Below are 24,962 nucleotides of genomic sequence, written 5' to 3'. Positions count from 1 at the left end.
GGGGTGGTTACTCGGGGGTTTCGTCGAGCGCGTGGCCCACGAGGGACAGGAGGGTCTCGATGACCGAGATCCGGCGGCGTGCGTCCATGATCATGACAGGTATGTGTGCGGGGATCGTCAACGCCTCCCGCACGTCCTCGGCGTCGAACCGCTCACTGCCGTCGAAGTGGTTGACCGCGACGACGTACGGCAGTCCGCAGCTCTCGAAGTAGTCCAGCGCCGGCCAGCAGTCCTTCAGGCGGCGGGTGTCGGCCATCACGACGGCGCCGATCGCGCCGCGCACCAGGTCGTCCCACATGAACCAGAACCGCTGCTGGCCCGGTGTGCCGAACAGGTAGAGCACCAGGTCGTCGTCGAGCGTGATGCGGCCGAAGTCCATGGCCACGGTGGTGGTCAGCTTGCCGGGCGTGGCGGTGAGGTCGTCGGTCCCCTCGCTCGCCTCGGTCATCAGCGCCTCGGTCTGCAGGGGCGTGATCTCCGAGACGGAGGTGACCAGCGTGGTCTTGCCGACGGCGAACCCGCCCGCCACCACTATCTTCGTGGCGACGGGCGCGCGGGTCCGGTCCGTCTGCCAGGGCAGCAGCGGCTCGTCGCCCTCGTCCGTGAGCGGGGAGACGCCGTGCGCGACGTCAGAGACGACGGAGTCCACTCAGCACCCTTTCCAGCAGCGCGCGGTCCGGGCGGCCCGTGCCGTGGCCGGTTCCCGTTCCGTAGACACGGATCTTTCCCTGGTCCGCGAGGTCGCTGAGGAGGACGCGGACCACGCCGAGCGGCATCCTCAGCAGCGCGGCGATCTCGGCCACCGTCCGCATGCGGCGGCACAGTTCGACGATGGCCCGCATCTCCGGCATCACGCGGGAGGTGAGGTTGCCTTTCGTCAGTTCCTTGCGTTCTTCGGCGGCTTCGAGCGCGGCGGTGACGCCGACGAACGTCTCGACGAGCAGGACGTGGCCGAAGCGGGTGCGGCCGCCGGTGAGCGAGTAGGGGCGGACCCGGGCGGGTTTGCGGTCGCCGCCGCGGACCGGGAGTTGCTTCCTGGGCTTGCTCATCGGCGGCTCCCGGTGGACTCGGTCTCCAGGGACTGGCGCAGCTCGCTGCGGAGTTCGGGGGTCAGGACGTGGCCGGCGCGGCCGACGAACAGGGCCATGTGGTACGCCACCACGCTCATGTCGCACTCCGCGGAGCCGTGCACGCCGAGCAGGGAGCCGTCACTGATGGACATCACGAACAGGCTGCCCTCGTCCATCGCCACCATCGTGTGCTTGACCGGACCGAAGTCCATCAGCTTCGAGGCGCCGACGGTCAGGCTGCCGATGCCGGAGACGACGGTGGCCAGGTCGGCGGCGGAGCCGCGGGGGCCGGTGCGTCTCGCGCTCAGCGCGTCGCGGGCCTCGGTGTTGCGGGAGTCGTCGGACGACAGCAGGAGCAGGCCGTCGGAGGAGACCACCGCGACGGAGAGGATGCCGGGCACCTCCTCGACGAGGTTGCTCAACAGCCAGTGCAGGTTGCGGGCCTCACTGCTCAGTCCGACAGTACTGGGCGACGCGGTCAACTGCTTGCCTCCTCGACTGTGCCCCCCGTGGTCTCTTCGGATGTGACGGCCGGGCCGGACGGCGCCTGGTGGCCACCGGTCCGTTCGGCGAGTTCCGCCTCGACGTCCCGGCGTCCGGCGTCCGCCCCCTGGCGGAAACCGCCGAGCCGGCGGCGCAGGGCCTCGGCGTCCACGGAACCGGTACGCGGGCGCGGGGCCGCGACGGGCGCGGTGATCCGGGGCGTGCGCTTGGGCAGCCCCTTGTCCGTGACCGGTTCCTCGGTTCCGTCCTCGTTCCCGTCTCCGTCGGCGGCACGCGCGTGCTCCGTGTCACCGCCGGCTTCTGCTTCGGCTTCGGAGTGGGTCCCGGGCCCGGCGTCCGTGCCGGGTGTGTTCCGGGGGGACGCGACCGGGTGAGCGGTGTCCTCCGGGTCCTCGCCGGCCGGCCGGCTCGCGGCACCGGACGGGGCCTCCTCGTCCGCGGCCGCGTGACCGGCGCCCGGGCGGACGGCGTCGTCCTCGCCCCCGGCGAACGGCTGCGCGGCAGCGCCCGCTGTCTCGTCACCGCCCGTGTGACCCGTCCCCGGGCGGACGCTCTCGCCCTCCGCCCTGCCGACGGCGTCGGTACCGGGCTCGGGCTCGGCGGAGGCGGCAGGTCCGGTTCCGGCCTCGGCTCCCCGGGCGCCGGGGACGGCCGTGCGGTCGGCGCCGGCGCCGTGGTCCCGGGCGGCTTCCGGCTGCACCGGGATCAGCAGCTCCATCGTGACCTCGGCGGGCCGCTCGGCCGGCGCGTCGCCGCCCTCGTGCCCCGCGGGACCGCTCACGGACTCGTCCCCGCGGCCGGGCGCGGACTCCTCCGCCTCCCCGGCAGGAGTCCCGGCGTCCGCCGGACCGTCGTCACCGTCCGGCTGGGCGTCCTCCGCGGGAACCGGCGAGAATCCGTCCACGCCGTCCGCCGCCGGCGACTCCCCACCACCCGGTACGGCGTCCTCCGCGGGTGCCTGCGCGGACTGCCCGGCCGAGCCCCCCGCGGGGGTCTTCGCGGGAACCGGCGAGGCCCCCTCCGCCGCCGACGGCTCCGCCGGTGCGTCCGGTGTCCCGTCGCCGGGCGCGCCCTGGTGGCGTACCGCCTTCTCCGCCAGGGCGACCAGCGGGTCGTCCGACTCCGTACGGCCGCGGAGGACGTTGGAGTTGGCCTCGGCGTCGGCGCCCGGAAGGGTGTACGTGGCGGTGGCGCCGGTGACGGAGGCGGGGACCGCGCCGGGGGCGGCGGGCGCCAGCAGGGGCTCGGGGAGGACGACGACCGCGGCGATGCCGCCCTGCTTCTGCTCGCGCAGCTTGACCCGCACCCCGTGCCGGTGGGCGAGCCGGGCCACGACGTACAGGCCGAGCCCGAGACCGTCCTCGGCCTCCGCGTCGTACGTGACCTCCGGGTCGAAGTCGGACAGCCGGGCGTTGAGCCGCTCCAGCCGCTCCCCGGTCATGCCGATGCCCTCGTCCTGGACGGAGAGCATGACCTCGCCGCTCTCCAGCAGCCAGCCGGAGACCTCGACGGGCAGGTCGGGCGGGGAGAACGAGGTGGCGTTCTCCAGGAGCTCGGCCAGCAGGTGGGACAGGTCGTCCGCGGCGAACCCGGCGATGTGCGCGTGCGGCGGCAGCGCGGCGATCCGGACCCGCTCGTACCGCTCGATCTCGCTGACCGCGGCCCGTACGACGTCCACCAGCGGAACCGGGCCGGCCGTGTGCCGGCCGTGCTCGGTGCCGGCGAGGACCAGGAGGTTCTCGCTGTGCCGGCGCATCACCGTGGCGAAGTGGTCGAGCTTGAACAGGGTGGCCAGCCGGTCCGGGTCGTCCTCGCGCTCCTCCAGCCCCTCGATGACGCCGAGCTGGCGCTCGACCAGTCCGAGGGTGCGCAGGGCGAGGTTGACGAACGTACCGCCGATGCCGGCGCGCAGCCGCTCCAGGTGGGCGGCGGACTCGGCGAGTTCGGTGCGCAGTTCCTCGCGGGCGTCGGCCATCTTCTGCCGCTGGCCCACGAGGTGCTTGCGGTCGGCCTCCAGGGTGGCGACCCGCTCGGCGAGGGCGGCGGCGCGCGCGTGCAGGACGTTGACGGAGCGGACGACCTGGGCGAACTCGTCGTTGCGGCCGGTGAAGGCGACCGGCTCCTGGCCGGTGGGGTCCTCCGCCTCGGCGAGGCGGGCGGAGCCCCGGCGCAGCACCGACAGCGGGCGCGTCAGGGTGCGGGCCATCGCCGTGGCGATGCCGATCGTGAGCAGCATCAGGGCGCCGAGGGCGGCGATCCGGATCTCCAGCGCGGTGACGTCGTCGTCGCGGAGCTGCGCGAGGTCCTTGGTGCGCTGGTCGAAGAGCGCGGACTCGACGCCGCGCATCGTGTCGATCCGCGCGGTGAGCGCGTCCCGCAGCTTCTTGACGCTGGTGTCGAGATCGTCGTCGGAGAGGATGGGCTCGTCGGTGAGGCGGGCCAGGTACTTCTCCGCGGTCTCGACCTCGGGTCCGGTGACCGTGGAGTCGTAGGAGCCGCGGGCGCTCTCGGGCGCGGTCTCGTGGAAGTCGGCGAGGGCCGCGTCGGAGCGCAGCCGGGCCTGGAGCGCGGCGGCGGTCAGCGCGTCGCGCCGCTTCGTGTCGGCGTCCGAGGAGCCGGTGACGGTGGACGGCAGGCCGGTGATCGGGTCGATCACGGTCTCGGTGGTGGCCGGCACGTTCAGCGCGGCGAGCAGCAGCCCGCGGGTGGCGGCGGCCTGCTGGACGGCGGAGTCCAGTTCGGCGAGCGCGTAGGCGCCCGAGCCGGCGCGGGGCGGGGTCTGCTCCGCGAGCTGTTCGGCGAGCCGGTGCAGCAGGGTGATGGCGGTGGAGTACGCCTGATGCGCTTCGAGGGCGCTGCTCTTGCCCGTGAGCGCCGCTCTGCGCACGGTGGCGACGGCGTCGAGGCCGTCGCGCAGCTCCCGTGGCATGTCGGCGTCGGTGCGCAGCTCCTCGGCCTGCCGGTCGACGCGGGCGCTGTGCTCCTCGGAGGGCGCCTTGGACTTGGGGCGGCCGGCCGCGATGTAGGGGACGACCTCGTCGCGCTCGTCGGCGAGGGAGTGCGCCAGGGTGAGGGCGTCCTGGGTCTGCTCGGCGAGCGTCACCAGGTCCTGTGAGTCCTTGAGCTGCCCGGAGGCCGTGAGCACGGCGGGTGCCCCGGCCGCGGCGATCGCGGCGGCCACCACGGCCACGGCGACGATGAGCCGGTTGCGTACATGGGTGGGGCGACCCCTGCCGACGGTGGGCTTCCGCTCCGCGTCCCCCGTGGGGGCCGTCTGCTTGCCTGTGCGACGAGGCCGCGACTTCTGCACCGGTGCTCGCATTCCTGACTCGTGTACCCGTGGGTCCGGGTGACGCTCCGTCAACGGGTGCGGGCGTTCACCCCGAGCTCTTGACCGCGCTCGGACAGCGAGGCGCCCCCATCGCTCCCCGACCCTCCCAGTGAGCGTGGACAGTGGATGCGCATCACCTGACCCGCCACTCGAAGGAGTGAACCCCGGAGGTGAGTTGAGGGGCAAGTTCCGCCGGCTGCCGCAGCGGCCCCGCGCGGCACGCCGGTTGGACGTCTGCGACGGGCGGTGGCAATATTCGCCGCCACGTCTTCCCGGAGCACTGTATTCCCTCCCAAACCAGGCGCCTGACCTGCGTGGCTGCGGGGATCCGGCGACCGGTGAGGGCCTTTCGCGGCCCTGGTGAAGGGGTCGTGCAGACTGACGGAATGCGTACGGAGCTTGTCTCGGAGCCCGGTGACCCCGGCCGCCCCAACGAGGACTTCGCGAGCGTCGGCCTTCCGGCCTCCGGACAGGGCGGTTCGCTCGTGGTGCTGGACGGGGTCACGCCACCGGGGGACGGCGGCGGATGTCTGCATTCCGTGCCCTGGTTCACCGCGCGGCTGGGCGGGGCGCTGACCGAACTGACCGTTTCCCTCCCGGATGTGCCCCTGGCCGAGCTGCTGTCCCGGGCCCTCGCGCGTACCGCCGCCGGCCACGCGGCAACCTGTGACCTTTCTCACCCCCGTACGCCGCAGGCGACCGTGGTGCTGGCCCGCTGGTCACCGGCCTCGGTGGACTACCTGGTGCTGTCCGACTCGGCCCTGCTCGTCGAGTCCCCCGACGGGACGGTCACCCCGTTCCTGGACGACCGGCTGGACCGGCTGCCCCGCTCGGCGCTGGCCTCCCACACCCTGGTGGACACCACGCTGCGCAACAAGGAGGGCGGCTTCTTCACCGCGGCGGCGGATCCCTCGGTGGCCTCCCGCGCGGTCACCGGTTCGCTGCCGCGCGACGGGGTGCGCGCCCTGGCCGCCCTGACGGACGGTGCGGCGCGCTGGGTGGAGAGGTTCCACGAGGGCGACTGGGCGGACTGCCTCGCCCTGGTGCGCGAGGAGGGAGCCCGCTCCCTGGTGGAGCGCGTACGGACCCTGGAACGGGCGGACGCGGACCGGCTGCCGCCGCGCCGCGGCAAGACGCACGACGACGCGACGGTGGTGTACGCCGAGCTGTCACCCCGTTAGCGGTGGGGCGCGCCGAGCTGTCGCCCCGTCGGGGGTGGCGTACGCCGAACTGTCACCCCGTCGGCGGCAGCCCGTACGGGGTCACTTCTCCATGCCCCGGTTGAGCTGGTTCAGCAGCCGGGCGAGTTCCGTGACCTCGGCGGGGTCCCAGTCGGCGAGCCGGCCGGCGTAGCGTGCGCGGCGGGCCTCGCGGACCCTGCGGACCCGTTCGTGGCCCTCCCGTGTGAGGGCGATCAGCCAGGCGCGGCCGTCGGCGGGGTCCGGCTCGCGGGCGACGAGGCCGAGCTGTTCCAGCGCGCGCAGCTGACGCGACATCGTCGCCTTGCCGACGCCGATGTAGGCGGCGAGCTCGGTGGCCCGCTGCCGGCCGCACTCATCCAGACGGACCAGCAGCCCGTACGCGGACGGCTCCAGGTCGGGATGGACCGCGCGGGCCATCTCCCCCTGGCTGGCCCGGGCGCGTCGCAGCAGCACGGTCAACTCGCGTTCCAGCGCCAGGAATCCCGGCTGGTCCACACCCGGTGCGGGCTCCGGGGAGGCGGCGCGCTCTTCGCCGCGGTGTCCTTGTTCGTGCACGTCTGCCCCTGCTTCGGTTTTCCGGTCCGACGAGTTTCCCGCCAAGTGGCGACGTCGCCGCGGCTCCACCAGTATTTCGCAGGCGTGGACCAATGACGGCCGGGGCCGCCTCCCGCCTCGTTCGGACAGCGGGGAGGACGCCCCGTGCCCGTCGTGGTCCACGTGCGCGGTTTCCTCACCGGGCGATCGCGCGGCATGCCCACCACACAGGACGTGGTCCACATTCCGGGTCCGCCCCACACCGACCTTTCGGAGATGCGTCATGCCCGTACACAGATCCGGCCTCCACCGCATACGCGCGCTCGCGACCGCCGGCGCGGTCCTGCTCGCGGTGGTCTCCCTCCCCCACCCGGCCGCCGCGGCCGGATCCGCCCCCACCGTGCCTCCGCGCGGCTCCGCCCGCATGGGCATGGGCGTCGCCGCCCACGACGACGGCGGCGGCGGCCTGCCCACCGGCCGTTCCACCCGGACGGAGGGGGTGGACGTCTCCAGCCACCAGGGCGACGTCGCCTGGACGACCCTGTGGAACAGCGGGGTCCGCTGGGCCTACGCCAAGGCCACGGAGGGGACGTACTACACCAACCCGTACCACGCGCAGCAGTACGGCGGCTCCTACGACGTCGGCATGGTCCGCGGCGCCTACCACTTCGGCACGCCCGACACGGCGAGCGGCGCCGCCCAGGCCGACTACTTCGTCGACCGCGGCGGCGACTGGTCGGCGGACGGGCGGACCCTGCCGGGCGTGCTCGACATCGAGTGGAACCCGTACGGCGACGCCTGCTACGGCAAGTCGCAGAGCGCGATGGTGAGCTGGATCCGCGACTTCCTGGACCAGTACCGGTACCGCACCGGCCGGAACGCCGTCCTCTACACGGCGACCAGCTGGTGGAAGCAGTGCACCGGCGACTACGCCGGCTTCGGCGCCACCACCCCGCTGTGGATCGCCCGGTACGCCTCCACCGTGGGCGAGCTGCCCGCGGGCTGGAGCACGTACACGATGTGGCAGTACACCTCGACCGGCCCGACCGTCGGGGACCACGACCTCTTCAACGGCACCCTGGACCGGGTGCGGACCTTCGCGCTGGGCTGACCCGGCCGGTCCCCGCCGGGCGGCACGGAAGCCGGCGGCGGGACGCCGAGGGGAGCGGTTCATGGATGTGCCGGCGGCGGCCGGGCGTGGCGAAGGCCCGGGCCTCCCTCACGGGACCCGGGCCTTCCCTCATCCGGCCGCGTCCGTCACGCTGCGACCGGAACCTCCGGCGCCGCCCCGTTCGTCGCCGGGGACAGCGCCAGCTCCAGGACCTGGCGGACGTCGGTGACGGCGTGGACGTCGAGCCTGTCCAGCACCTCCGCCGGGACGTCGTCCAGATCGGGCTCGTTGCGCTTGGGGATGATCACGGTGGTGACGCCGGCCCGGTGCGCGGCGAGCAGCTTCTGCTTCACCCCGCCGATCGGCAGCACCCGCCCGGTCAGCGAGACCTCGCCGGTCATCGCCACGTCGGTGCGGACCAGCCGGCCGGAGAGCAGCGAGGCCAGGGCCGTGGTCATCGTGATGCCCGCGCTCGGGCCGTCCTTGGGGACCGCGCCCGCCGGGAAGTGGATGTGCACGCCACGGTCCTTCAGGTCGCCCACCGGGAGCTCCAGCTCGGCGCCGTGACTGCGCAGGAAGCTCAGCGCGATCTGCGCGGACTCCTTCATCACGTCACCGAGCTGGCCGGTCAGGGTGAGCCCCGCCGCGCCCGTCTCCGGGTCGGCCAGGGACGCCTCCACGTAGAGGACGTCACCGCCGGCGCCGGTCACCGCGAGGCCGGTGGCGACACCGGGGACGGCGGTACGGCGCTCGGCCGGGTCCTGGGCGGACTCGGGCACGTGGTGCGGACGGCCGATCAGGTCCCGCAGGTCGCCGTCGGTCACGGTGAAGGGAAGCTTCCGCTCCCCCAGTTCGTGCTGGGCGGCGATCTTGCGCAGCAGCCGCGCGATGGACCGCTCCAGGGTACGTACGCCCGCCTCGCGCGTGTACTCGCCGGCCAGCTTGCGCAGCGCGCCCTCGTCGATCGTCACCTCGTCCCCGTCCAGTCCGGCGCGCTCGCGCTGGCGCGGGAGCAGGTGGTCGCGGGCGATGACGACCTTCTCGTCCTCGGTGTAGCCGTCGAGGCGGACCAGCTCCATGCGGTCGAGCAGGGCCTCCGGGATGGCCTCCAGGACGTTGGCCGTGGCGAGGAACACCACGTCGGACAGGTCGAGCTCGACCTCCAGGTAGTGGTCCCGGAAGGTGTGGTTCTGCGCCGGGTCGAGGACCTCGAGCAGCGCCGCGGCCGGGTCGCCGCGGAAGTCGGAGCCCACCTTGTCGATCTCGTCGAGGAGGACGACCGGGTTCATCGACCCGGCCTCCTTGATCGCCCGCACGATCCGGCCGGGCAGCGCGCCGACGTAGGTACGGCGGTGGCCGCGGATCTCGGCCTCGTCGCGGACGCCGCCGAGGGCGACGCGCACGAACTTGCGGCCCATCGCGTGGGCGACGGACTCGCCGAGGGAGGTCTTGCCGACGCCGGGCGGGCCGACCAGGGCGAGCACGGCACCGCCGCGCCGGCCGCCGACGACGCCGAGCCCCCGGTCGTTGCGCCGCTTGCGCACCGCCAGGTACTCGGTGATCCGCTCCTTCACGTCCTGCAGGCCCGCGTGCTCGGCGTCCAGTACGGCGCGGGCGCCCTGGATGTCGTAGGCGTCCTCGGTGCGCTCGCTCCACGGCATCTCCAGGACCGTGTCGAGCCAGGTGCGGATCCAGGAGCCCTCGGGCGACTGGTCGGAGGCGCGCTCCAGCTTGTCGACCTCCTTGAGCGCGGCCTCACGGACCTTCTCGGGGAGATCGGCGGCCTCGACGCGGGCCCGGTAGTCGTCGGACTCCTCGCCCTCCTTCTCGCCGTTGAGCTCGCGCAGCTCCTTGCGGACCGCTTCGAGCTGGCGGCGCAGCAGGAACTCGCGCTGCTGCTTGTCGACGCCCTCCTGGACGTCCTTGGCGATGGTCTCGGCGACGTCCTGCTCGGCGAGGTGGTCGCGCAGCTGCTGGGTGGCGAGCTTGAGCCGGGCCACCGGGTCGGTGGTCTCCAGCAGGGCGGTCTTCTGTTCGGTGGTCAGGAACGGCGAGTAGCCGGAGTTGTCGGCGAGCGCGGAGACGTCGTCGATGGCCTGGACCCGGTCGACGACCTGCCAGGCGCCGCGCTTGCGCAGCCAGGCGGTGGCGAGCGCCTTGTACTCCTTGACGAGTTCGCTCACGTGTCCCGGCAGCGGCTCGGGCACGGTCTCGTCGATGCGCGTGCCCTCCACCCACAGCGCCGCGCCCGGCCCGGTCGTACCGGCGCCGATGCGTACGCGGCCCCGGCCGCGGATCAGTGCGCCGGGATCGCCGTCGGCCAGCCGGCCGACCTGCTCGACCGTGCCCAGCACACCGGTGCCGGCGTAGGTCCCGTCGACGCGTGGCACCAGGAGCACCCGGGGCTTGCCCGGTTCGTCGCGGGCGGCGGCCTGGGCGGCCTCCACCGCGGCGCGCACCTCGGCATCACTCAGGTCCAGCGGAACCACCATCCCGGGCAGGACGACCTCGTCGTCGAGCGGCAGCACGGGCAGGGCGAGCGGTGTGGACTCAGCAGCCATGATCTCCCCTTCGGCAGTCAAGTTGAGCTATGCCGACTCAATGCATGTGAGCCGCCGAATGTTCCCAGAGGGCTGTTCGCTCTGAGCGATCATCGTCCGCGAGTGCCCAAGCCATGAACGCCGGGAAAACGAAGCTGCCAGGATGAACGCATGTCCACCCCGTACGACATTCCCGATGCCCCCGAAGTCCTGGACCGCCGCGAGGGCCCGTACGGCGAGGTCGTGCTGCGCAGGCACGGTGACCTGCTGCAGATCATCGCCAACGGCTGCTTCCTGATGGACACCTCCGACGGCCGTTCGGAGCGGCGGCTCGTCGACGCCGCCCTGGCCGCCCTCGACGCGCGCGCGACGGAGCCGCACGTCCTGATCGGCGGCCTCGGGGTGGGCTTCTCGCTCGCACACGCCGCCGGGCAGCCCCGGTGGGGACGGATCGCCGTGGTGGAGCGCGAGCCGGCGATCATCGAGTGGCACCGCGCGGGACCGCTGTCCGGGCTCTCCGCGCGGGCCCTCGCCGATCCGCGCACGGAGATCGTCGAGGCGGACCTCGTCCGTTACCTCGATGAGACATCGGACACGTTCGACGCGCTCTGCCTCGACATCGACAACGGGCCCGACTGGACCGTCACCGAGGACAACGACGGGCTCTATTCGGCGGCCGGACTGGCCGCATGCGCAAGGGTGTTGAGGCCGGGCGGGGTACTCGCCGTGTGGTCGGCGAAGCCGTCCCCGGAATTCGAGGGAACCTTGCGGAATGCCGGATTCCGGCAGGTGCGTACCGAAGAGATCCCCGTTGCCCGGGGCGTTCCGGACGTCGTGCACCTCGGCGTCCGCCCTGGATAGCAAAGCCGCGGTGAATCCCCGTACGCTGCTGCCCTGACGCGGTCATTCAAGCGTCAATAGCAGTGATGCGCAGACGACGGATCACCCCACGGATTCCGGAAAAAGCACACCTCAGGGGCGGGCGATGGAGCAGACACAGACCTCCCACAACGGCACGGCCACGGCCACCCCCGGCGCCCAGCGCCGGGTCCTGGTGGTCGAGGACGACGCGACGATCGTGGACGCCATCGCGACGCGCCTGCGCGCCGAGGGATTCCTGGTGCAAACGGCGGGCGACGGCCCGTCCGCGGTGGACACGGCGGAGGCCTGGCAGCCCGACCTGCTGATCCTCGACATCATGCTGCCCGGCTTCGACGGCCTGGAGGTCTGCCGGCGCGTGCAGGCCCAGCGGCCGGTGCCGGTGCTGATGCTCACCGCGCGGGACGACGAGACCGACATGCTGGTCGGGCTGGGCGTCGGCGCCGACGACTACATGACGAAGCCCTTCTCCATGCGGGAGCTGGCGGCCCGCGTGCACGTCCTGCTGCGCCGCATGGAGCGGGCCGCCCTCGCGGCGACGACCCCGCGCAGCGGCATCCTGCGCCTGGGCGAGCTGGAGATCGACCACGCGCAGCGCAGGGTGCGGGTGCGCAGCGAGGACGTCCATCTGACGCCCACCGAGTTCGACCTCCTGGTGTGCCTGGCGAACACCCCCCGCGCGGTGCTCTCCCGTGAGCAGCTGCTGGCCGAGGTGTGGGACTGGGCGGACGCCTCCGGCACCCGCACGGTCGACAGCCACATCAAGGCGCTGCGCCGGAAGATCGGCGCCGAGCGCATCCGCACCGTGCACGGCGTGGGTTACGCCCTGGAGACACCGACGCCATGAACGGCGGTCCGGCCGGACGCAGAGGCCCCGGGGCGCGGCAGCCCTGGGGCGGTGTACGCCCGTTCTCGATCAAGACCAAGCTGGGTGCGCTGGTCGTCGTCTCGGTCCTGATCACCACGGGCCTTTCGGTGATCGCCGTGCACACCAAGACGGAGCTGCGCTTCATCACGATCTTCTCGATGATCGCGACGCTGCTCATCACGCAGTTCGTGGCGCACTCGCTCACCGCGCCGCTGGACGACATGAACGCCGTGGCCCGTTCCATCTCGCACGGCGACTACACCCGCCGGGTGCGCGAGAACCGCTGGGACGAGCTCGGCGACCTGGCCCGGACGATCAACGTCATGGCCGACGAGCTGGAGGCCCAGGACCGCCAGCGCAAGGAGCTGGTCGCCAACGTCTCGCACGAACTGCGCACCCCCATCGCGGGCCTGCGCGCGGTGCTGGAGAACATCGTCGACGGCATCACCCGGGCCGACCCCGAGACGATGCGCACGGCCCTGAAGCAGACCGAGCGGCTGGGCCGCCTCGTGGAGACGCTCCTCGACCTGTCCCGCCTGGACAACGGCGTGGTGCCGCTGAAGAAGCGGCGGTTCGAGGTGTGGCCGTACCTGTCCGGAGTGCTGAAGGAGGCCAACATGATCTCCACGGCCCGCGCGGGCATGGCCTCCGGATCGGGCAGCCACACCCGTACGGACGTCCATCTGCACCTCGACGTGTCGCCGCTGGAGCTCGTCGCGTACGCCGACCCCGAGCGCATCCACCAGGTCGTCGCCAACCTCATCGACAACGCGGTCAAGCACAGCCCCCCGCACGGCCGGGTGACGGTCCGGGCGCGGCCCGGGGAGCAGCCGGGGTCGCTGGAGCTGGAGGTGCTGGACGAGGGGCCCGGCATTCCGCGGGCCGAGTGGCACCGCGTCTTCGAGCGGTTCAACCGGGGCAACGTCAACCGGCCGCACGGTCCGGGCAGCGACGGAGGCACCGGTCTCGGCCTGGCGATCGCCCGCTGGGCCGTCGATCTGCACGGCGGCCGGATCGGAGTGGCCGAATCCGAGCGGGGCTGCCGCATGCTCATCACTCTTCCGGGAGCGTCCTCCGTACCGGGTTGACGTAAGGTTCGAAGCGGAGCCGCACGATCCGCCGGTGTTCGCCCTGACGGACACGTGTGATCAGGCAAAGGCCCGCGCGAGCTGCGCGCCGGGGCCCGTCCGAGCGATCCCTGAAGCGGCCCGGAGACGCGGAACCAGGGTTGTTTCCCGCCATTTCCCGCACCGAAACACCCGCCGCGATGTGACTTACACGACGATGGACGGGCCCGGCCTGACCTTCTCGCCCTCGGGGGCGTAGCCTTTATTTCCGCTGTCCATCATCTTGCGAAGCGGAAGAGGGCGGTTGACGCCGTGTCGCCACAGTCCCCCAGTAACTCGAGCATCTCGACCGACACCGACCAAGCGGGCAAGAACCCCGCTGCGGCCTTCGGTGCCAACGAATGGCTCGTCGACGAGATCTACCAGCAGTACCTCCAGGACCCGAACTCGGTGGACCGAGCCTGGTGGGACTTCTTCGCCGACTACAAGCCGGGCGCGCCTGCGTCCTCGGCTCCGGCGGGTACCGCGGCCGCGGGGGCCGCGGTAACCACCACCCCGGCCCGGCCGGCCGCTCCGGCCCAGCCCGCCGCGCCCGCTCAGCCGGCCGCGCGGCCCGCCGCCGCGCCCGCCGCCCAGCCGGCCGCCAAGGCGCCCGCCGCCCCGGCCCAGGCTCCCGCTCCGGCGAAGGCCGCCGCGCCCGCCGCCGCGAAGCCGAAGGCGGAGCCCGCCGGCGAGGCGAAGACCGGTCCCGAGCAGGTCGTCCTGCGTGGCCCGTCCGCCGCCGTGGCGAAGAACATGGACGCCTCCCTGGAGCTGCCCACGGCCACGTCCGTGCGCGCGGTCCCGGTGAAGCTGCTGTTCGACAACCGCATCGTCATCAACAACCACCTCAAGCGGGCCCGGGGCGGGAAGATCTCCTTCACGCACCTCATCGGCTACGCGATGGTGCAGGCCATCAAGGCCATGCCGGCGATGAACCACTCGTTCGCGCGGGTGGACGGCAAGCCGACCCTGGTGAAGCCGGAGCACGTCAACCTCGGTCTGGCCATCGACCTGGTGAAGCCCAACGGCGACCGCCAGCTGGTCGTCGCGGCCATCAAGAAGGCCGAGACGCTGAACTTCTTCGAGTTCTGGCAGGCCTACGAGGACATCGTCCGTCGCGCCCGCGACAACAAGCTGACGATGGACGACTTCACCGGCGTCACGGTCTCCCTGACCAACCCCGGCGGCCTCGGCACCGTCCACTCCGTGCCGCGCCTGATGCCCGGCCAGTCGGTGATCATGGGCGTCGGCTCCATGGACTACCCGGCGGAGTTCCAGGGCACCTCCCAGGACACCCTGAACAAGCTCGGCATCTCCAAGGTCATGACGCTCACGTCGACCTACGACCACCGGGTGATCCAGGGCGCCGCCTCCGGCGAGTTCCTGCGCGCGGTCGCCAACCTCCTGCTCGGCGAGAACGGCTTCTACGACGAGATCTTCGAGGCGCTGCGCATCCCCTACGAGCCGGTCCGCTGGCTCAAGGACATCGACGCCTCCCACGACGACGACGTCACCAAGGCCGCCCGCGTCTTCGAGCTGATCCACTCCTACCGGGTCCGCGGCCACGTCATGGCCGACACCGACCCGCTGGAGTACCGCCAGCGCAAGCACCCCGACCTGGACATCGTCGAGCACGGCCTCACCCTGTGGGACCTGGAGCGCGAGTTCGCCGTCGGCGGCTTCGCCGGCAAGTCCCTGATGAAGCTGCGCGACATCCTCGGCGTGCTGCGCGACTCGTACTGCCGCACCACCGGCGTCGAGTTCATGCACATCCAGGACCCCAAGCAGCGCAAGTGGATCCAGGACCGCATCGAGCGCTCGCACACCAAGCCGGAGCGCGAGGAGCAGCTGCGCATCCTGCGCCGGCTGAACGCCGCGGAGGCCTTCGAGACCTTCCTGCAGACGAAGTACGTCGGCCAGAAGCGCTTCTCCCTGGAGGGCGGCGAGTCCGTCATCCCGCTGCTCGACGCGGTCATCGACTCCGCCGCCGAGTCCCGCCTGGACGAGGTCGTCATCGGCATGGCCCACCGCGGCCGGCTGAACGTGCTGGCGAACATCGTCGGCAAGTCGTACGCGCAGATCTTCCGCGAGTTCGAGGGCAACCTCGACCCGAAGTCGATGCACGGCTCCGGCGACGTGAAGTACCACCTGGGCGCCGAGGGCACCTTCACCGGCCTGGACGGCGAGCAGATCAAGGTCTCCCTGGTCGCCAACCCCTCGCACCTGGAGGCCGTCGACCCGGTCCTGGAGGGCGTCTCCCGCGCCAAGCAGGACATCATCGGCAAGGGCGGCACGGACTTCACCGTCCTGCCGGTGGCGATCCACGGCGACGCGGCCTTCGCGGGCCAGGGCGTGGTGGCCGAGACCCTGAACATGTCGCAGCTGCGCGGCTACCGCACCGGCGGCACGGTCCACGTCGTCATCAACAACCAGGTCGGCTTCACCGCCGCCCCGGAGTCGTCGCGCTCGTCGATGTACGCCACCGACGTGGCCCGCATGATCGAGGCTCCGATCTTCCACGTGAACGGCGACGACCCGGAGGCCGTGGTCCGCGTCGCGCGGCTCGCCTTCGAGTTCCGCCAGGCGTTCAACAAGGACGTGGTGATCGACCTCATCTGCTACCGCCGCCGCGGTCACAACGAGTCGGACAACCCGGCCTTCACCCAGCCGCTGATGTACGACCTGATCGACAAGAAGCGCTCGGTGCGCAAGCTGTACACCGAGTCCCTGATCGGTCGCGGCGACATCACCCTGGAAGAGGCCGAGCAGGCGCTGCAGGACTACCAGGGCCAGCTGGAGAAGGTCTTCACGGAGGTCCGCGAGGCCACCTCGCAGCCGGCCTCGGTCGAGTCCTCGGAGCCGCAGGCGGAGTTCCCGGTCGCCGTGAACACCGCGGTGACCACGGAGGTCGTCAAGCGGATCGCCGAGTCCCAGGTGAACATCCCCGACCACATCACCGTCCACCCGCGTCTGCTGCCGCAGCTGCAGCGCCGGGCGACGATGGTCGAGGACGGCACCATCGACTGGGGCATGGGCGAGACCCTCGCCTTCGGCTCGCTGCTCCTCGAGGGCGTCCCGGTGCGGCTCGCCGGCCAGGACTCCCAGCGCGGCACCTTCGGTCAGCGCCACGCGGTCATCATCGACCGCAGCACGGGCGAGGAGTACACGCCGCTGCAGTACCTCTCCGAGGACCAGGCGCGGCTGAACGTCTACAACTCCCTGCTGTCCGAGTACGCGGCGATGGGCTTCGAGTACGGCTACTCGCTGGCCCGCCCCGACGCGCTCGTGCTGTGGGAGGCGCAGTTCGGCGACTTCGTCAACGGCGCGCAGACGGTCGTGGACGAGTTCATCTCGTCGGCCGAGCAGAAGTGGAACCAGACCTCCGGTGTGGTCCTGCTCCTCCCGCACGGCTACGAGGGCCAGGGCCCGGACCACTCCTCGGCCCGCCCGGAGCGGTTCCTGCAGCTGTGCGCCCAGAACAACATGACGGTCGCGATGCCGACCTCGCCGTCGAACTACTTCCACCTCCTGCGGTGGCAGGTGCACAACCCGCACCACAAGCCGCTGGTCGTCTTCACCCCGAAGTCGATGCTGCGCCTGAAGGCCGCGGCCTCGAAGGCGGAGGAGTTCACCACGGGCCAGTTCCGCCCGGTCATCGGCGACGCCTCGGTCGACCCGGCCGCGGTCAAGAAGGTCGTCTTCACCGCCGGCAAGGTCTACTACGACCTGGAGGCCGAGCGGCAGAAGCGCGGCGCCACGGACACGGCGATCATCCGCATCGAGCGCCTGTACCCGCTGCCGGGTGCGGAGCTCCAGGCGGAGATCAAGAAGTACCCGAACGCCGAGAAGTACCTGTGGGCCCAGGAGGAGCCGGCGAACCAGGGTGCCTGGCCGTTCATCGCGCTCAACCTGATCGACCACCTCGACCTGGCGGTCGGCGCCGACCTCCCGCACGCCGAGCGACTGCGCCGCATCTCGCGGCCGCACGGCTCGTCCCCGGCGGTCGGCTCCGCCAAGCGCCACCAGGCCGAGCAGGAGCAGCTGGTGCGCGAGGTCTTCGAGGCGTAGTCCTCCGGCCGTACGCGCGGGCCGCACCCCCCTCACAGGGGGGTGCGGCCCGCCCGTTTTCCCGCACCTATCCTTGTCTCCATGTACTTCACGGACCGTGGCATCGAGGAACTGGAGAAGCGGCGCGGGGAGGAGGAGGTCACCTTCGAGTGGCTGGCCGAGCAGCTCCGCACCTTCGTCGACCTCAACCCCGACTTCGAGGTCCCGGTGGAACGCCTGGCCACCTGGCTGGCCCGCCTGGACGACGAGGACGAGGAGTAGGACCCGCGTGGCTGCCCACTAGGCAGCCACGCACCGCGTTCCCACGGGCAATCGTGCCGTCCCGCCGCTTCCGCAAGCAGCCGCACCGCACGCCCCGCGATCCGCGGGCAGTCGTGCCTCCCCCAGCGCCTCAAGGGCCTGGGAGGTACCCCCAGGGCGGCACGGGTGGGCGCGACAGCACCCCGCAAGCGCCGGGCAGCGCAACCCACCCCCGGCCCACCCCCACACCGGGGCACCCGCAAGGCGCCGGGCCACGCGAACACCTCCCGCCCAGCACCAGCACACCTCACCATCGGCACAGCCACAAGCCGACGGATCACCAGAACGAGTGCCTTGACTTTCCCCTGCCGCGATATATCGTGAATCACGTAAGACGCGATATGCCGCGTCGCCATCGAGCGCCGAGCGCCATGCGCCGAGCAGGAGGCCCCACCATGCCCGAGTGGACCGTCGCGCAACCCACGAAGCTCACCTTCGACACCCCCCTCACCGACCTGCACGTCCGCATCGTCAACGGCACGGTGAACATCGTCGGCACCGACGACCCCACCGCCCACCTCCAGGTCTCCGACATCGAGGGCCCACCCCTGGTGGTCACCCAGCAGGACGACACCCTCACGGTCGCCTACGACGACCTCCCCTGGAAGGGCTTCCTCAAGTGGCTGGACCGCAAGGGCTGGCGCCGCAGCGCGGTGGTCTCCCTCGCCGTCCCGGCCCGCACCCGGATCGAGGTGGGCGTGGTCGGCGCCGGCGCCGTGGTCTCCGGCGTCCAGGGCTCCGTCTCGGTGAAGGGCGTCGCCGGCGACACCACCCTGGTCGCCCTCTCCGGCCCGGTGCGCGCGGAGACCGTGTCCGGGGGCGTGGAGGCCCAGTCCGTCACCGGCGACCTCCGCTTCGCCTCCGTCTCCGGCGACCTCACCGTCGTCGAGGGCTCCGGCCCCTCCGTGCGGGCGGACACCGTCAGCGGATCCATGATCGTGGACCTCGATCCCGGCGGCCCCACCGACGTCCGGCTGACCAGCGTCTCGGGCGAGATCGCCATCCGGCTGCCGGACCCCGCGGACGCGGACGTCGAGGCGAACACGGCGAGCGGCGCCATCTCCAACGCCTTCGACGGCCTCCGGGTCCAGGGCATGTGGGGCGCCCACAAACTCACCGGCCGCCTGGGCACCGGCAGCGGCAGGCTGCGCGCCACCACCGTCTCCGGCTCCATCGCCCTGCTGCGCCGCCCGGCCGGGGAGCACGAGCCCGAACCGCCGTCCGCCTCGGGAGACAATGCCGGTACGACCGACAAGAAGGTGCTCTGACATGCCCCCCGTCTTCGCCCACGGACGCCTCCGCCTCTACCTGCTGAAGCTGCTGGACGAGGCCCCGCGCCACGGCTACGAGGTGATCCGCCTGCTGGAGGAGCGCTTCCAGGGGCTGTACGCGCCCTCGGCGGGCACGGTCTACCCGCGCCTGGCCAAGCTGGAGGCGGAGGGTCTGGTCACCCACACCACCGAGGGCGGTCGCAAGGTGTACTCCATCACCGACGCCGGCCGCGCCGAACTGGCCGAACGCAGCGGCGAGCTGGCCGATCTGGAGCTGGAGATCCGGGAGTCGGTCGCCGAGCTGGCCGCCGAGATCCGGGCCGACGTCAGCGGCGCGGCGGGCGATCTGCGCCGCGAGATGCGGGCCGCGGCCGGCAAGGCCCGCCAGAGCCGTACGGGCGGGGCGTCCGCCGGGGAGGAAGGCGCTTTCGGCGACTTCGGGGTCTTCGGCGACAAGGACGCCTGGCAGGCGGCCAAGGAGGAGATGCGCCGCGCCAAGCAGGAGTGGAAGGAGCAGGCCCGCCGCGCCAAGGACGAGAGCCGTCGCTCCCGCGAGGAGGCCCAGCGCGCCCGCCGCCAGGCCAAGGAGGCCCAGGACAGGGCGCAGGAGGAGGTGCAGCGCATCATGCGCCAGGTCCAGGAGCAGGTGCAGGGCCACTTCGCGCGGGGCGACTGGCCGACGGGGCTGCGCGAAGGCCTGGGTGAACTGGCCAAGGAGATGAGCGGGTTCGGCAAGGACTTCGCCTTCGGCCGCAGCGGCACGGGAGCCTCCGGCAAGACCTCGGAGCCGGCGTACTCGGAGACGCCCGAGGACTTCCCCGCCGACTACACCCCGGCCTGGGCGCACGAGGACACCTCGGACTCCACCGGCGACCCGGCCCGCGACCTGGACCGCCTGCTGGACCGCTTCCGGGACGACATCCGCGACGCGGCCCGCGACCACGGGGTCACCCCGGACCAGCTCCGCGACGCCCGCCGCCACCTGTCCACGGCGGCGGCCCACATCGGGGTGATCCTGCGCGCCCCGAAGCGGTAGGCCTCCTGCCCCGGCCGGACACGACCGGCCCCGCACCGGCCCATCCGGCCCGGGGCGGCACCCGGGGCCCGGCCCAACGGAACACCCCGGACCCGGCAAGACCCGACGGTGGCCGCAGGACCGGTCCGCCCACCCGAGCCCGGCCGAAACCCTCCGGCCCCGGACCAGCACCCGGACTCCGGCACACCCCGGCCCCATGGAACACCCCGGGCCCGGCGAGACCCGGCCGTGGCCGCAGGACCGGTGCACCCACCCAGGCCCGGCCGAAGCCCTCCGGCCCCGCCCACCGGGACGATCCCGGCCCAACGGGGACGCACCAGGCCCGACCGGGTCGGGCCAGGCCCGCGCCGACGTCAGCCCGCCTTGGCCTCGCCGCCCCCGTGGAGGACCCGGGTCACGGACTCGTACGTCACGCCGTGGTCGGCGAGGACCTCGGCGGGGACGCCGGGGCGGGTGGTGAGGGCGAGCAGAAGGTGCTCGTCGCCGATACGGCGGTCGCGCAGGGCGGTGGCGGCGCGCAGGGCGCCCGTGAGGACGTCCTTGGCCGCGCGGTCGAAGGGCCGGTGTCCCGACCTGCGGCCCCCGGCCTTCCGGTCGCCGGACATCGCCCCGGCCCCGTGCACCTCCTCCACCCGGGCCACGATCTCCGGCACGTCGATGCCGAGCCCGGCGAGGGCGTCGGTCTCGGCCTGCGTCAGCCCGGCCCGCCGCCGGGCCTCCCCCAGCGCCGCCCGCACCGATTCCCGCCGCTCACCGGCGCCGAGGGCGGCCAGCACGAACGAGGCCCGGCTCCCCTCCCGGTCGAGCAGGGCCAGCAGCAGATGCTCGGCACCGACCCGCTCGGCCCCCGCCTCCTCCGCGTGCCCGACCGCCCCCTTCACCACATCACGGGCGTCCTTCGTGAACCGCTCGAACATCAATGCCTCCCGTACTTCTTGTGCACGGCCTGCCTGCTGACCCCGAGTTCGGTGGCGATCTCCTGCCACGACCAGCCCTGGTTGCGCGCGTTGCGCACCTGCACGGTCTCCAGTTGCTCCAGCAGCCGGCGCAGGGCGGCGACGGCCCGCAGGCCGACCCGTGGATCGCGATCGCCCGCCCGCTCGGCGAGGTCGGTTGCCTCAGTCATGATGTCAACGTACGTTGACACCCCCTCGCCGTCAACCCCGGTTGACATGCCGACGGCCGGCCCGGAGACCCGGACCGGCCGTCGAGGTGAGCCTCGCCCCTCAGGGATTGGTGAGCACGATCTTGCCGAACTGCCCGCCGGACTCCATCCGTTCGAAGCCCTCCCGGGCCCGGTCCATGGGCAGCACCTCGTCGATGACGGGACGCACCCCCGTGGCGGCGCAGAAGGAGAGCAGGTCCTCCAGCTCGTCCTTGGTGCCCATGGTCGACCCGACGACCTTGAGCTCCAGGAAGAAGATCCGGGTCAGCTCGGCGTGCGAGGGCCGGTCACCACTGGTGGCACCGGAGATGACCAGCGTGCCGCCGGGCCGCAGCGACTTCACCGAGTGGGACCAGGTGGCCGCCCCCACGGTCTCGATCACCGCGTCGACCCGCTGCGGCAGCCGCGCCCCGGTCTCCACGGCATCCACGGCCCCGAGTTCCAGCGCCCGCTTCCGCTTGGCCTCGTCCCGGCTGGTGGCGAAGACCCGCAGCCCCGCGGCCTTGCCGAGCACGATCGCGGCGGTGGCGACACCGCCCCCGGCCCCCTGCACCAGGACGGAGTCCCCGGGGCGGACCCCGGCGTTGGTGAACAGCATCCGGTACGCGGTCAGCCAGGCGGTCGGCAGACAGGCGGCCTCCTCGAAGGAGAGCTCCTTCGGCTTGGGCAGGACGTTCCAGGTGGGCACGGCGACCTGCTCGGCGAACGTGCCCTGGTAGCGCTCGGTGAGGATGGAGCGGGGCTCGCGGGGCCCCACCCCGTGGCCGCTCTGTCCGATCACCGAGTGCAGGACGACCTCGTTGCCGTCCTCGTCGACGCCGGCGGCGTCGCAGCCGAGGATCATCGGCAGCTTGTCCTCCGCGAGGCCGACGCCCCGCAGGGACCAGAGGTCATGATGGTTGAGGGAGGCGGCCTTGACCGTGACGGTGCTCCAGCCGGGCCGGGACTCGGGAGCGGGGCGCTCTCCCGTCTCCAGACCCGCGAGCGGCTGGTCGCGGTCGATTCGGGCGGCGTAGACGGCGAACATGACCTTGACGATAGGTTCCCCGCCCCGCCGAAGGAACCAGGCCCCGCTGTGAGACACGCCCTCTTGCCACCCGGCGGGATCCGCCACCCGGGCGGCCCAAGCCCCGGAAGAAGAAACCGGCCCCGTCCACTCGGGACGGGGCCGGCCGACGGTCCGCGCGCCTCAGCGGCGGGCGACACCCTCCGCACGGGCGGCCGCGGCCACCGCCGCCGTCACCGCGGGGGCGACCCGCTCGTCGAACGGGGACGGGATGACGTAGTCGGCGGCGAGATCGTCGCCGACCACCGAGGCCAGCGCCTCGGCCGCCGCCAGCTTCATCCCCTCGGTGATCCGGGAGGCCCGCACCTGGAGCGCGCCGGCGAAGATGCCGGGGAACGCCAGCACGTTGTTGATCTGGTTCGGGAAGTCCGACCGCCCGGTGGCCACGACCGCCGCGTACTTGTGCGCGATCTCCGGGTGCACCTCCGGGTCGGGGTTGGCCATGGCGAAGACGAACGCGCCCTCGGCCATCGACGCCACCGCCGTCTCCGGCACCGTGCCGCCGGAGACGCCGATGAAGACGTCGGCGCCGGCCAGCGCCGACTCCAGCGTTCCGGAGAGGCCGGCCTTGTTGGTGAACGACGCCAGCTCCGCCTTGACCGGCGTGAGGTCCTCGCGGTCCCGCGACACGACGCCCTTGCGGTCGGCCACGGCGACATCGCCGATACCGGCCTCGATCAGCATCTTGGCGATCGCGACACCCGCCGCGCCCGCGCCCGAGATCACGGCCCGCAGCTCACCGAGCGTCCGTCCGCTCAGCCGCGCCGCGTTCCGCAGCGCCGCCAGCGACACGACCGCCGTGCCGTGCTGGTCGTCGTGGAAGACCGGGATGTCCAGCCGCTCCTGCAGCCGCTTCTCGATCTCGAAGCAGCGGGGCGCGGAGATGTCCTCCAGGTTCACCCCGCCGAAGGACGGGGCGAGCCGGACCACGGTCTCGACGATCTCGTCCACGTCGGTGCAGCTCAGGGCGATCGGGACCGCGTCCACGCCGCCGAACTGCTTGAAGAGGATGGCCTTGCCCTCCATCACCGGGAGGGAGGCCTCGGGCCCGATGTCACCGAGTCCCAGCACGGCCGTACCGTCCGTCACGACGGCGACGACCTGCGACTTCCACGTGTAGTCGTGGACGAGGTCCGGCTGCTCGGCGATCGCGCTGCACACCTTCGCGACGCCGGGCGTGTACGCCAGGGACAGATCGTCCTTGTCACGGATCGGCACGGTGGCCTGCACGGCCATCTTGCCGCCGCGGTGCAGCGCGAACGCCGGGTCGAAGGAGTCGAGGGGCTCGGCCCCGTCGCCCTGCTCCGTACGACCGTTCCGGTGTTCGCTGTCGCTGCGAGGATTGACAATCTCCGCTGCCACTTGGTTTTACCCCTTAAATGTTCATGGTTTGAGGGTTGCCACTCCTGGTGAGGGGTGGGCGGGACCGCGTACGGCCCGGAGGGTTGATACGTACAGGCCGAACACGACGGGCGCGCCGCACACGCGCCCTGAGCCCCGGATGAGGGGTGTAAAGAACCTTCTTACCGGACGGACGCCGTCGGCGACGAGTCCATAACGCGAAGGTCACATGCCGCCGCTCTGAATTGTCGCTTCTTATCAGGACAAGGTCGGGACGGTCTACGAGCAAGCCCACAATCACGACAAAAACCACGGCCGACGCGTCCATATCCTGGAATGGACCGCAGATCTTCCGGCCGGAACGGCTGATTCCCGCAGACTGTCCGGTCGGATGTCCCGGAGTGATGCGGTTCGGGTGTCACCCGTTATCCGATTTTGACATCGCGGGCCCCCTGAATGGCTCAGACCGAATGGCAAGATGCCGTAATCGCACGAGGTCGCGACACTCGAAGACGTGTGTTCTTGTCGACCTGCGGCGCTGCCGATACCCGTCGGCAGGGCCCGCCCATCGGCATCTCCACCCATCCGCCGGAGGAACCCACCATGACCGCAAGCACCACCCGTCGTACCACCGCCGCGCGTTCCCGTCTTGCAGCGGCCGGCGCGATCGCGGTCGCAGGCGCACTGCTTCTCACCGGCTGCGGTGACCAGACGGACGAGGGCAACGACGCCGGCACCTCCGAGACGTCCACCGCTCCCCTCGCCGACAAGCTCCCGGACGACATCCGCAAGGCGGGCGTCATCAAGGTGGGCTCGGACATCGCGTACGCCCCGGTCGAGTTCAAGGACGGTTCCGGCAAGACCGTCGGCATCGACCCCGATCTCGCGGACGCCATGGGCAAGCAGCTCGGCGTGAAGTTCGAGTTCGAGAACGGCACCTTCGACACGCTGATCACCGGCCTGCGCTCCGACCGGTACGACATCGCCATGTCCGCGATGACCGACACCAAGGACCGTCAGGAGGGCGTCGACGCCGAGACCGGCAAGAAGGTCGGCGAGGGCGTCGACTTCGTCGACTACTTCACCGCGGGTGTCTCGATCTACACCAAGAAGGGTGACGACCAGGGCATCAAGACCTGGTCCGACCTGTGCGGCAAGAAGATCGTGCTCCAGCGCGGCACGGTCTCGGAGGACCTCGCCAAGGCCGAGGCGGAGAAGTGCCCCGCGGGCGAGAAGCTCACCATCGAGCCCTACGACAACGACCAGCAGGCCCAGACCCGCCTGCGCGCGGGCGGCGCCGACGCCGGTTCCTCCGACTTCCCGGTCGCCGCGTACGCCGTGAAGACCTCGGGCGGCGGCAACGACTTCCAGCTCGTCGGCGAGCAGGTCGAGGCCGCCCCGTACGGCATCGCGGTCGCCAAGGAGGACACGCAGCTGCGGGACGCCCTCAAGGCCGCGCTGGACGAGATCATCAAGAACGGCGAGTACCAGAAGGTCCTGGACAAGTGGGGCGTCGCGGAAGGCGCCGTGAAGGAAGCCACCGTCAACGGCGGCAAGTGACCGCGGC

Annotated in this window: 20 protein-coding genes; 10 read left to right on the top strand and 10 right to left on the bottom strand. The window is 72.0% G+C overall.

Features of this window, described 5'->3' with window-relative positions:
• Window positions 1–7: 7 nt before the first annotated feature.
• The 4 genes from IH50_RS0112160 to IH50_RS0112145 are packed head-to-tail and all read right to left on the bottom strand — an operon-like array spanning window position 8 to window position 4,896.
• The gene (locus IH50_RS0112160) at window positions 8–649 is read right to left on the bottom strand and encodes a GTP-binding protein (protein WP_030860331.1); all 642 of its coding nucleotides are present in this window, start codon (window positions 647–649) and stop codon (window positions 8–10) included.
• Entirely contained in the window at window positions 630–1,049 is a 420-nt protein-coding gene (locus tag IH50_RS0112155; protein ID WP_030860330.1) for a DUF742 domain-containing protein, read from the bottom strand. The genes IH50_RS0112160 and IH50_RS0112155 overlap by 20 nt, the downstream gene beginning before the upstream one ends.
• Complete coding sequence (locus tag IH50_RS0112150) at window positions 1,046–1,552, bottom strand: roadblock/LC7 domain-containing protein (RefSeq protein ID WP_030860327.1); 507 nt, start codon at window positions 1,550–1,552, stop codon at window positions 1,046–1,048. Before IH50_RS0112150 ends, IH50_RS0112155 begins: the two co-directional genes overlap by 4 nt.
• Window positions 1,549–4,896: a nitrate- and nitrite sensing domain-containing protein gene (locus tag IH50_RS0112145; RefSeq protein ID WP_078913939.1), complete on the bottom strand. Its 3,348-nt coding sequence runs from the start codon at window positions 4,894–4,896 to the stop codon at window positions 1,549–1,551. The genes IH50_RS0112150 and IH50_RS0112145 overlap by 4 nt, the downstream gene beginning before the upstream one ends.
• 395 nt (window positions 4,897–5,291) lie before the next feature.
• Here IH50_RS0112145 and IH50_RS0112140 point away from each other — a divergent pair, with 395 nt between their 5' ends.
• Window positions 5,292–6,086: a protein phosphatase 2C domain-containing protein gene (locus IH50_RS0112140; RefSeq protein ID WP_030860324.1), complete on the top strand. Its 795-nt coding sequence runs from the start codon at window positions 5,292–5,294 to the stop codon at window positions 6,084–6,086.
• An 81-nt stretch (window positions 6,087–6,167) separates the two neighbouring features.
• Here IH50_RS0112140 and IH50_RS0112135 read toward each other — a convergent pair whose 3' ends face one another.
• The gene (locus tag IH50_RS0112135) at window positions 6,168–6,662 is read right to left on the bottom strand and encodes a MarR family winged helix-turn-helix transcriptional regulator (protein ID WP_030860322.1); all 495 of its coding nucleotides are present in this window, start codon (window positions 6,660–6,662) and stop codon (window positions 6,168–6,170) included.
• 262 nt (window positions 6,663–6,924) lie between these two features.
• Between IH50_RS0112135 and IH50_RS0112130 the strand changes: the two genes are divergently transcribed.
• The gene (locus IH50_RS0112130) at window positions 6,925–7,752 is read left to right on the top strand and encodes a lysozyme (protein ID WP_030860320.1); all 828 of its coding nucleotides are present in this window, start codon (window positions 6,925–6,927) and stop codon (window positions 7,750–7,752) included.
• 146 nt (window positions 7,753–7,898) lie between these two features.
• Here IH50_RS0112130 and lon read toward each other — a convergent pair whose 3' ends face one another.
• On the bottom strand, window positions 7,899–10,313 hold the full coding sequence (gene lon / locus IH50_RS0112125) for an endopeptidase La (protein WP_030860318.1): 2,415 nt from the start codon (window positions 10,311–10,313) through the stop codon (window positions 7,899–7,901).
• Between the two features lie 150 nt (window positions 10,314–10,463).
• Here lon and IH50_RS0112120 point away from each other — a divergent pair, with 150 nt between their 5' ends.
• The 7 genes from IH50_RS0112120 (at window position 10,464) to IH50_RS0112090 (ending at window position 19,823) form a co-directional block, all read left to right on the top strand.
• Entirely contained in the window at window positions 10,464–11,153 is a 690-nt protein-coding gene (locus tag IH50_RS0112120; RefSeq protein ID WP_030860316.1) for a spermidine synthase, read from the top strand.
• A gap of 124 nt (window positions 11,154–11,277) precedes the next feature.
• On the top strand, window positions 11,278–12,018 hold the full coding sequence (locus IH50_RS0112115; RefSeq protein WP_030834147.1) for a response regulator transcription factor: 741 nt from the start codon (window positions 11,278–11,280) through the stop codon (window positions 12,016–12,018).
• Window positions 12,015–13,127, top strand: coding sequence for a HAMP domain-containing sensor histidine kinase (locus IH50_RS0112110; RefSeq protein WP_030860314.1), 1,113 nt, complete (start codon window positions 12,015–12,017; stop codon window positions 13,125–13,127). The genes IH50_RS0112115 and IH50_RS0112110 overlap by 4 nt, the downstream gene beginning before the upstream one ends.
• Before the next feature lie 291 nt (window positions 13,128–13,418).
• Window positions 13,419–17,216, top strand: coding sequence for a multifunctional oxoglutarate decarboxylase/oxoglutarate dehydrogenase thiamine pyrophosphate-binding subunit/dihydrolipoyllysine-residue succinyltransferase subunit (locus IH50_RS0112105; RefSeq protein WP_030860311.1), 3,798 nt, complete (start codon window positions 13,419–13,421; stop codon window positions 17,214–17,216).
• Between the two features lie 81 nt (window positions 17,217–17,297).
• Complete coding sequence (locus IH50_RS0112100; RefSeq protein WP_023586593.1) at window positions 17,298–17,477, top strand: DUF6104 family protein; 180 nt, start codon at window positions 17,298–17,300, stop codon at window positions 17,475–17,477.
• A 434-nt stretch (window positions 17,478–17,911) separates the two neighbouring features.
• Window positions 17,912–18,784, top strand: a complete 873-nt coding sequence (locus IH50_RS0112095; RefSeq protein ID WP_030860307.1) for a DUF4097 family beta strand repeat-containing protein — start codon at window positions 17,912–17,914, stop codon at window positions 18,782–18,784.
• A 1-nt stretch (window position 18,785) separates the two neighbouring features.
• A complete protein-coding gene (locus tag IH50_RS0112090; protein WP_030860305.1) occupies window positions 18,786–19,823 on the top strand; it encodes a PadR family transcriptional regulator in 1,038 nt (345 codons plus the stop codon).
• A 353-nt stretch (window positions 19,824–20,176) separates the two neighbouring features.
• Here the strand turns inward: IH50_RS0112090 and IH50_RS0112085 are convergent, their stop codons facing one another.
• From IH50_RS0112085 to IH50_RS0112070, 4 genes are all read right to left on the bottom strand, one after another.
• Window positions 20,177–20,740, bottom strand: a complete 564-nt coding sequence (locus IH50_RS0112085) for a Clp protease N-terminal domain-containing protein (RefSeq protein ID WP_030860303.1) — start codon at window positions 20,738–20,740, stop codon at window positions 20,177–20,179.
• Window positions 20,740–20,949 carry an HTH domain-containing protein gene (locus IH50_RS0112080; protein WP_030860301.1) on the bottom strand — a complete coding sequence of 70 codons (210 nt, stop codon included), beginning with the start codon at window positions 20,947–20,949 and terminating at the stop codon, window positions 20,740–20,742. The genes IH50_RS0112085 and IH50_RS0112080 overlap by 1 nt, the downstream gene beginning before the upstream one ends.
• Before the next feature lie 100 nt (window positions 20,950–21,049).
• On the bottom strand, window positions 21,050–22,015 hold the full coding sequence (locus IH50_RS0112075) for a zinc-binding dehydrogenase (protein WP_030860299.1): 966 nt from the start codon (window positions 22,013–22,015) through the stop codon (window positions 21,050–21,052).
• Between the two features lie 162 nt (window positions 22,016–22,177).
• Window positions 22,178–23,416 carry an NAD(P)-dependent malic enzyme gene (locus tag IH50_RS0112070; protein WP_030860297.1) on the bottom strand — a complete coding sequence of 413 codons (1,239 nt, stop codon included), beginning with the start codon at window positions 23,414–23,416 and terminating at the stop codon, window positions 22,178–22,180.
• Between the two features lie 582 nt (window positions 23,417–23,998).
• Between IH50_RS0112070 and IH50_RS0112065 the strand changes: the two genes are divergently transcribed.
• Window positions 23,999–24,955: an ABC transporter substrate-binding protein gene (locus IH50_RS0112065; RefSeq protein ID WP_030860296.1), complete on the top strand. Its 957-nt coding sequence runs from the start codon at window positions 23,999–24,001 to the stop codon at window positions 24,953–24,955.
• Window positions 24,956–24,962 lie beyond the last annotated feature (7 nt).

Source organism: Streptomyces sp. NRRL S-37, from assembly GCF_000721605.1.
Taxonomy (GTDB): Bacteria; Actinomycetota; Actinomycetes; order Streptomycetales; family Streptomycetaceae; genus Streptomyces.
Note: the sequence above shows the minus strand (reverse complement) of the source record. Positions and strands in the feature narration are given on the sequence as shown.

Excerpts from the sequence above, each read along its gene's own strand:
- IH50_RS0112155 (WP_030860330.1), bottom strand. The coding sequence starts at position 1,049 with ATGAGCAAGCCCAGGAAGCAACTCCCGGTCCGCGGCGGCGACCGCAAA.
- IH50_RS0112145 (WP_078913939.1), bottom strand. The coding sequence starts at position 4,896 with ATGCGAGCACCGGTGCAGAAGTCGCGGCCTCGTCGCACAGGCAAGCAG.
- IH50_RS0112140 (WP_030860324.1), top strand. The coding sequence starts at position 5,292 with ATGCGTACGGAGCTTGTCTCGGAGCCCGGTGACCCCGGCCGCCCCAAC.
- IH50_RS0112130 (WP_030860320.1), top strand. The coding sequence starts at position 6,925 with ATGCCCGTACACAGATCCGGCCTCCACCGCATACGCGCGCTCGCGACC.
- lon (WP_030860318.1), bottom strand. The coding sequence starts at position 10,313 with ATGGCTGCTGAGTCCACACCGCTCGCCCTGCCCGTGCTGCCGCTCGAC.
- IH50_RS0112120 (WP_030860316.1), top strand. The coding sequence starts at position 10,464 with ATGTCCACCCCGTACGACATTCCCGATGCCCCCGAAGTCCTGGACCGC.
- IH50_RS0112115 (WP_030834147.1), top strand. The coding sequence starts at position 11,278 with ATGGAGCAGACACAGACCTCCCACAACGGCACGGCCACGGCCACCCCC.
- IH50_RS0112110 (WP_030860314.1), top strand. The coding sequence starts at position 12,015 with ATGAACGGCGGTCCGGCCGGACGCAGAGGCCCCGGGGCGCGGCAGCCC.
- IH50_RS0112100 (WP_023586593.1), top strand. The coding sequence starts at position 17,298 with ATGTACTTCACGGACCGTGGCATCGAGGAACTGGAGAAGCGGCGCGGG.
- IH50_RS0112095 (WP_030860307.1), top strand. The coding sequence starts at position 17,912 with ATGCCCGAGTGGACCGTCGCGCAACCCACGAAGCTCACCTTCGACACC.
- IH50_RS0112090 (WP_030860305.1), top strand. The coding sequence starts at position 18,786 with ATGCCCCCCGTCTTCGCCCACGGACGCCTCCGCCTCTACCTGCTGAAG.
- IH50_RS0112085 (WP_030860303.1), bottom strand. The coding sequence starts at position 20,740 with ATGTTCGAGCGGTTCACGAAGGACGCCCGTGATGTGGTGAAGGGGGCG.
- IH50_RS0112080 (WP_030860301.1), bottom strand. The coding sequence starts at position 20,949 with ATGACTGAGGCAACCGACCTCGCCGAGCGGGCGGGCGATCGCGATCCA.
- IH50_RS0112075 (WP_030860299.1), bottom strand. The coding sequence starts at position 22,015 with ATGTTCGCCGTCTACGCCGCCCGAATCGACCGCGACCAGCCGCTCGCG.
- IH50_RS0112065 (WP_030860296.1), top strand. The coding sequence starts at position 23,999 with ATGACCGCAAGCACCACCCGTCGTACCACCGCCGCGCGTTCCCGTCTT.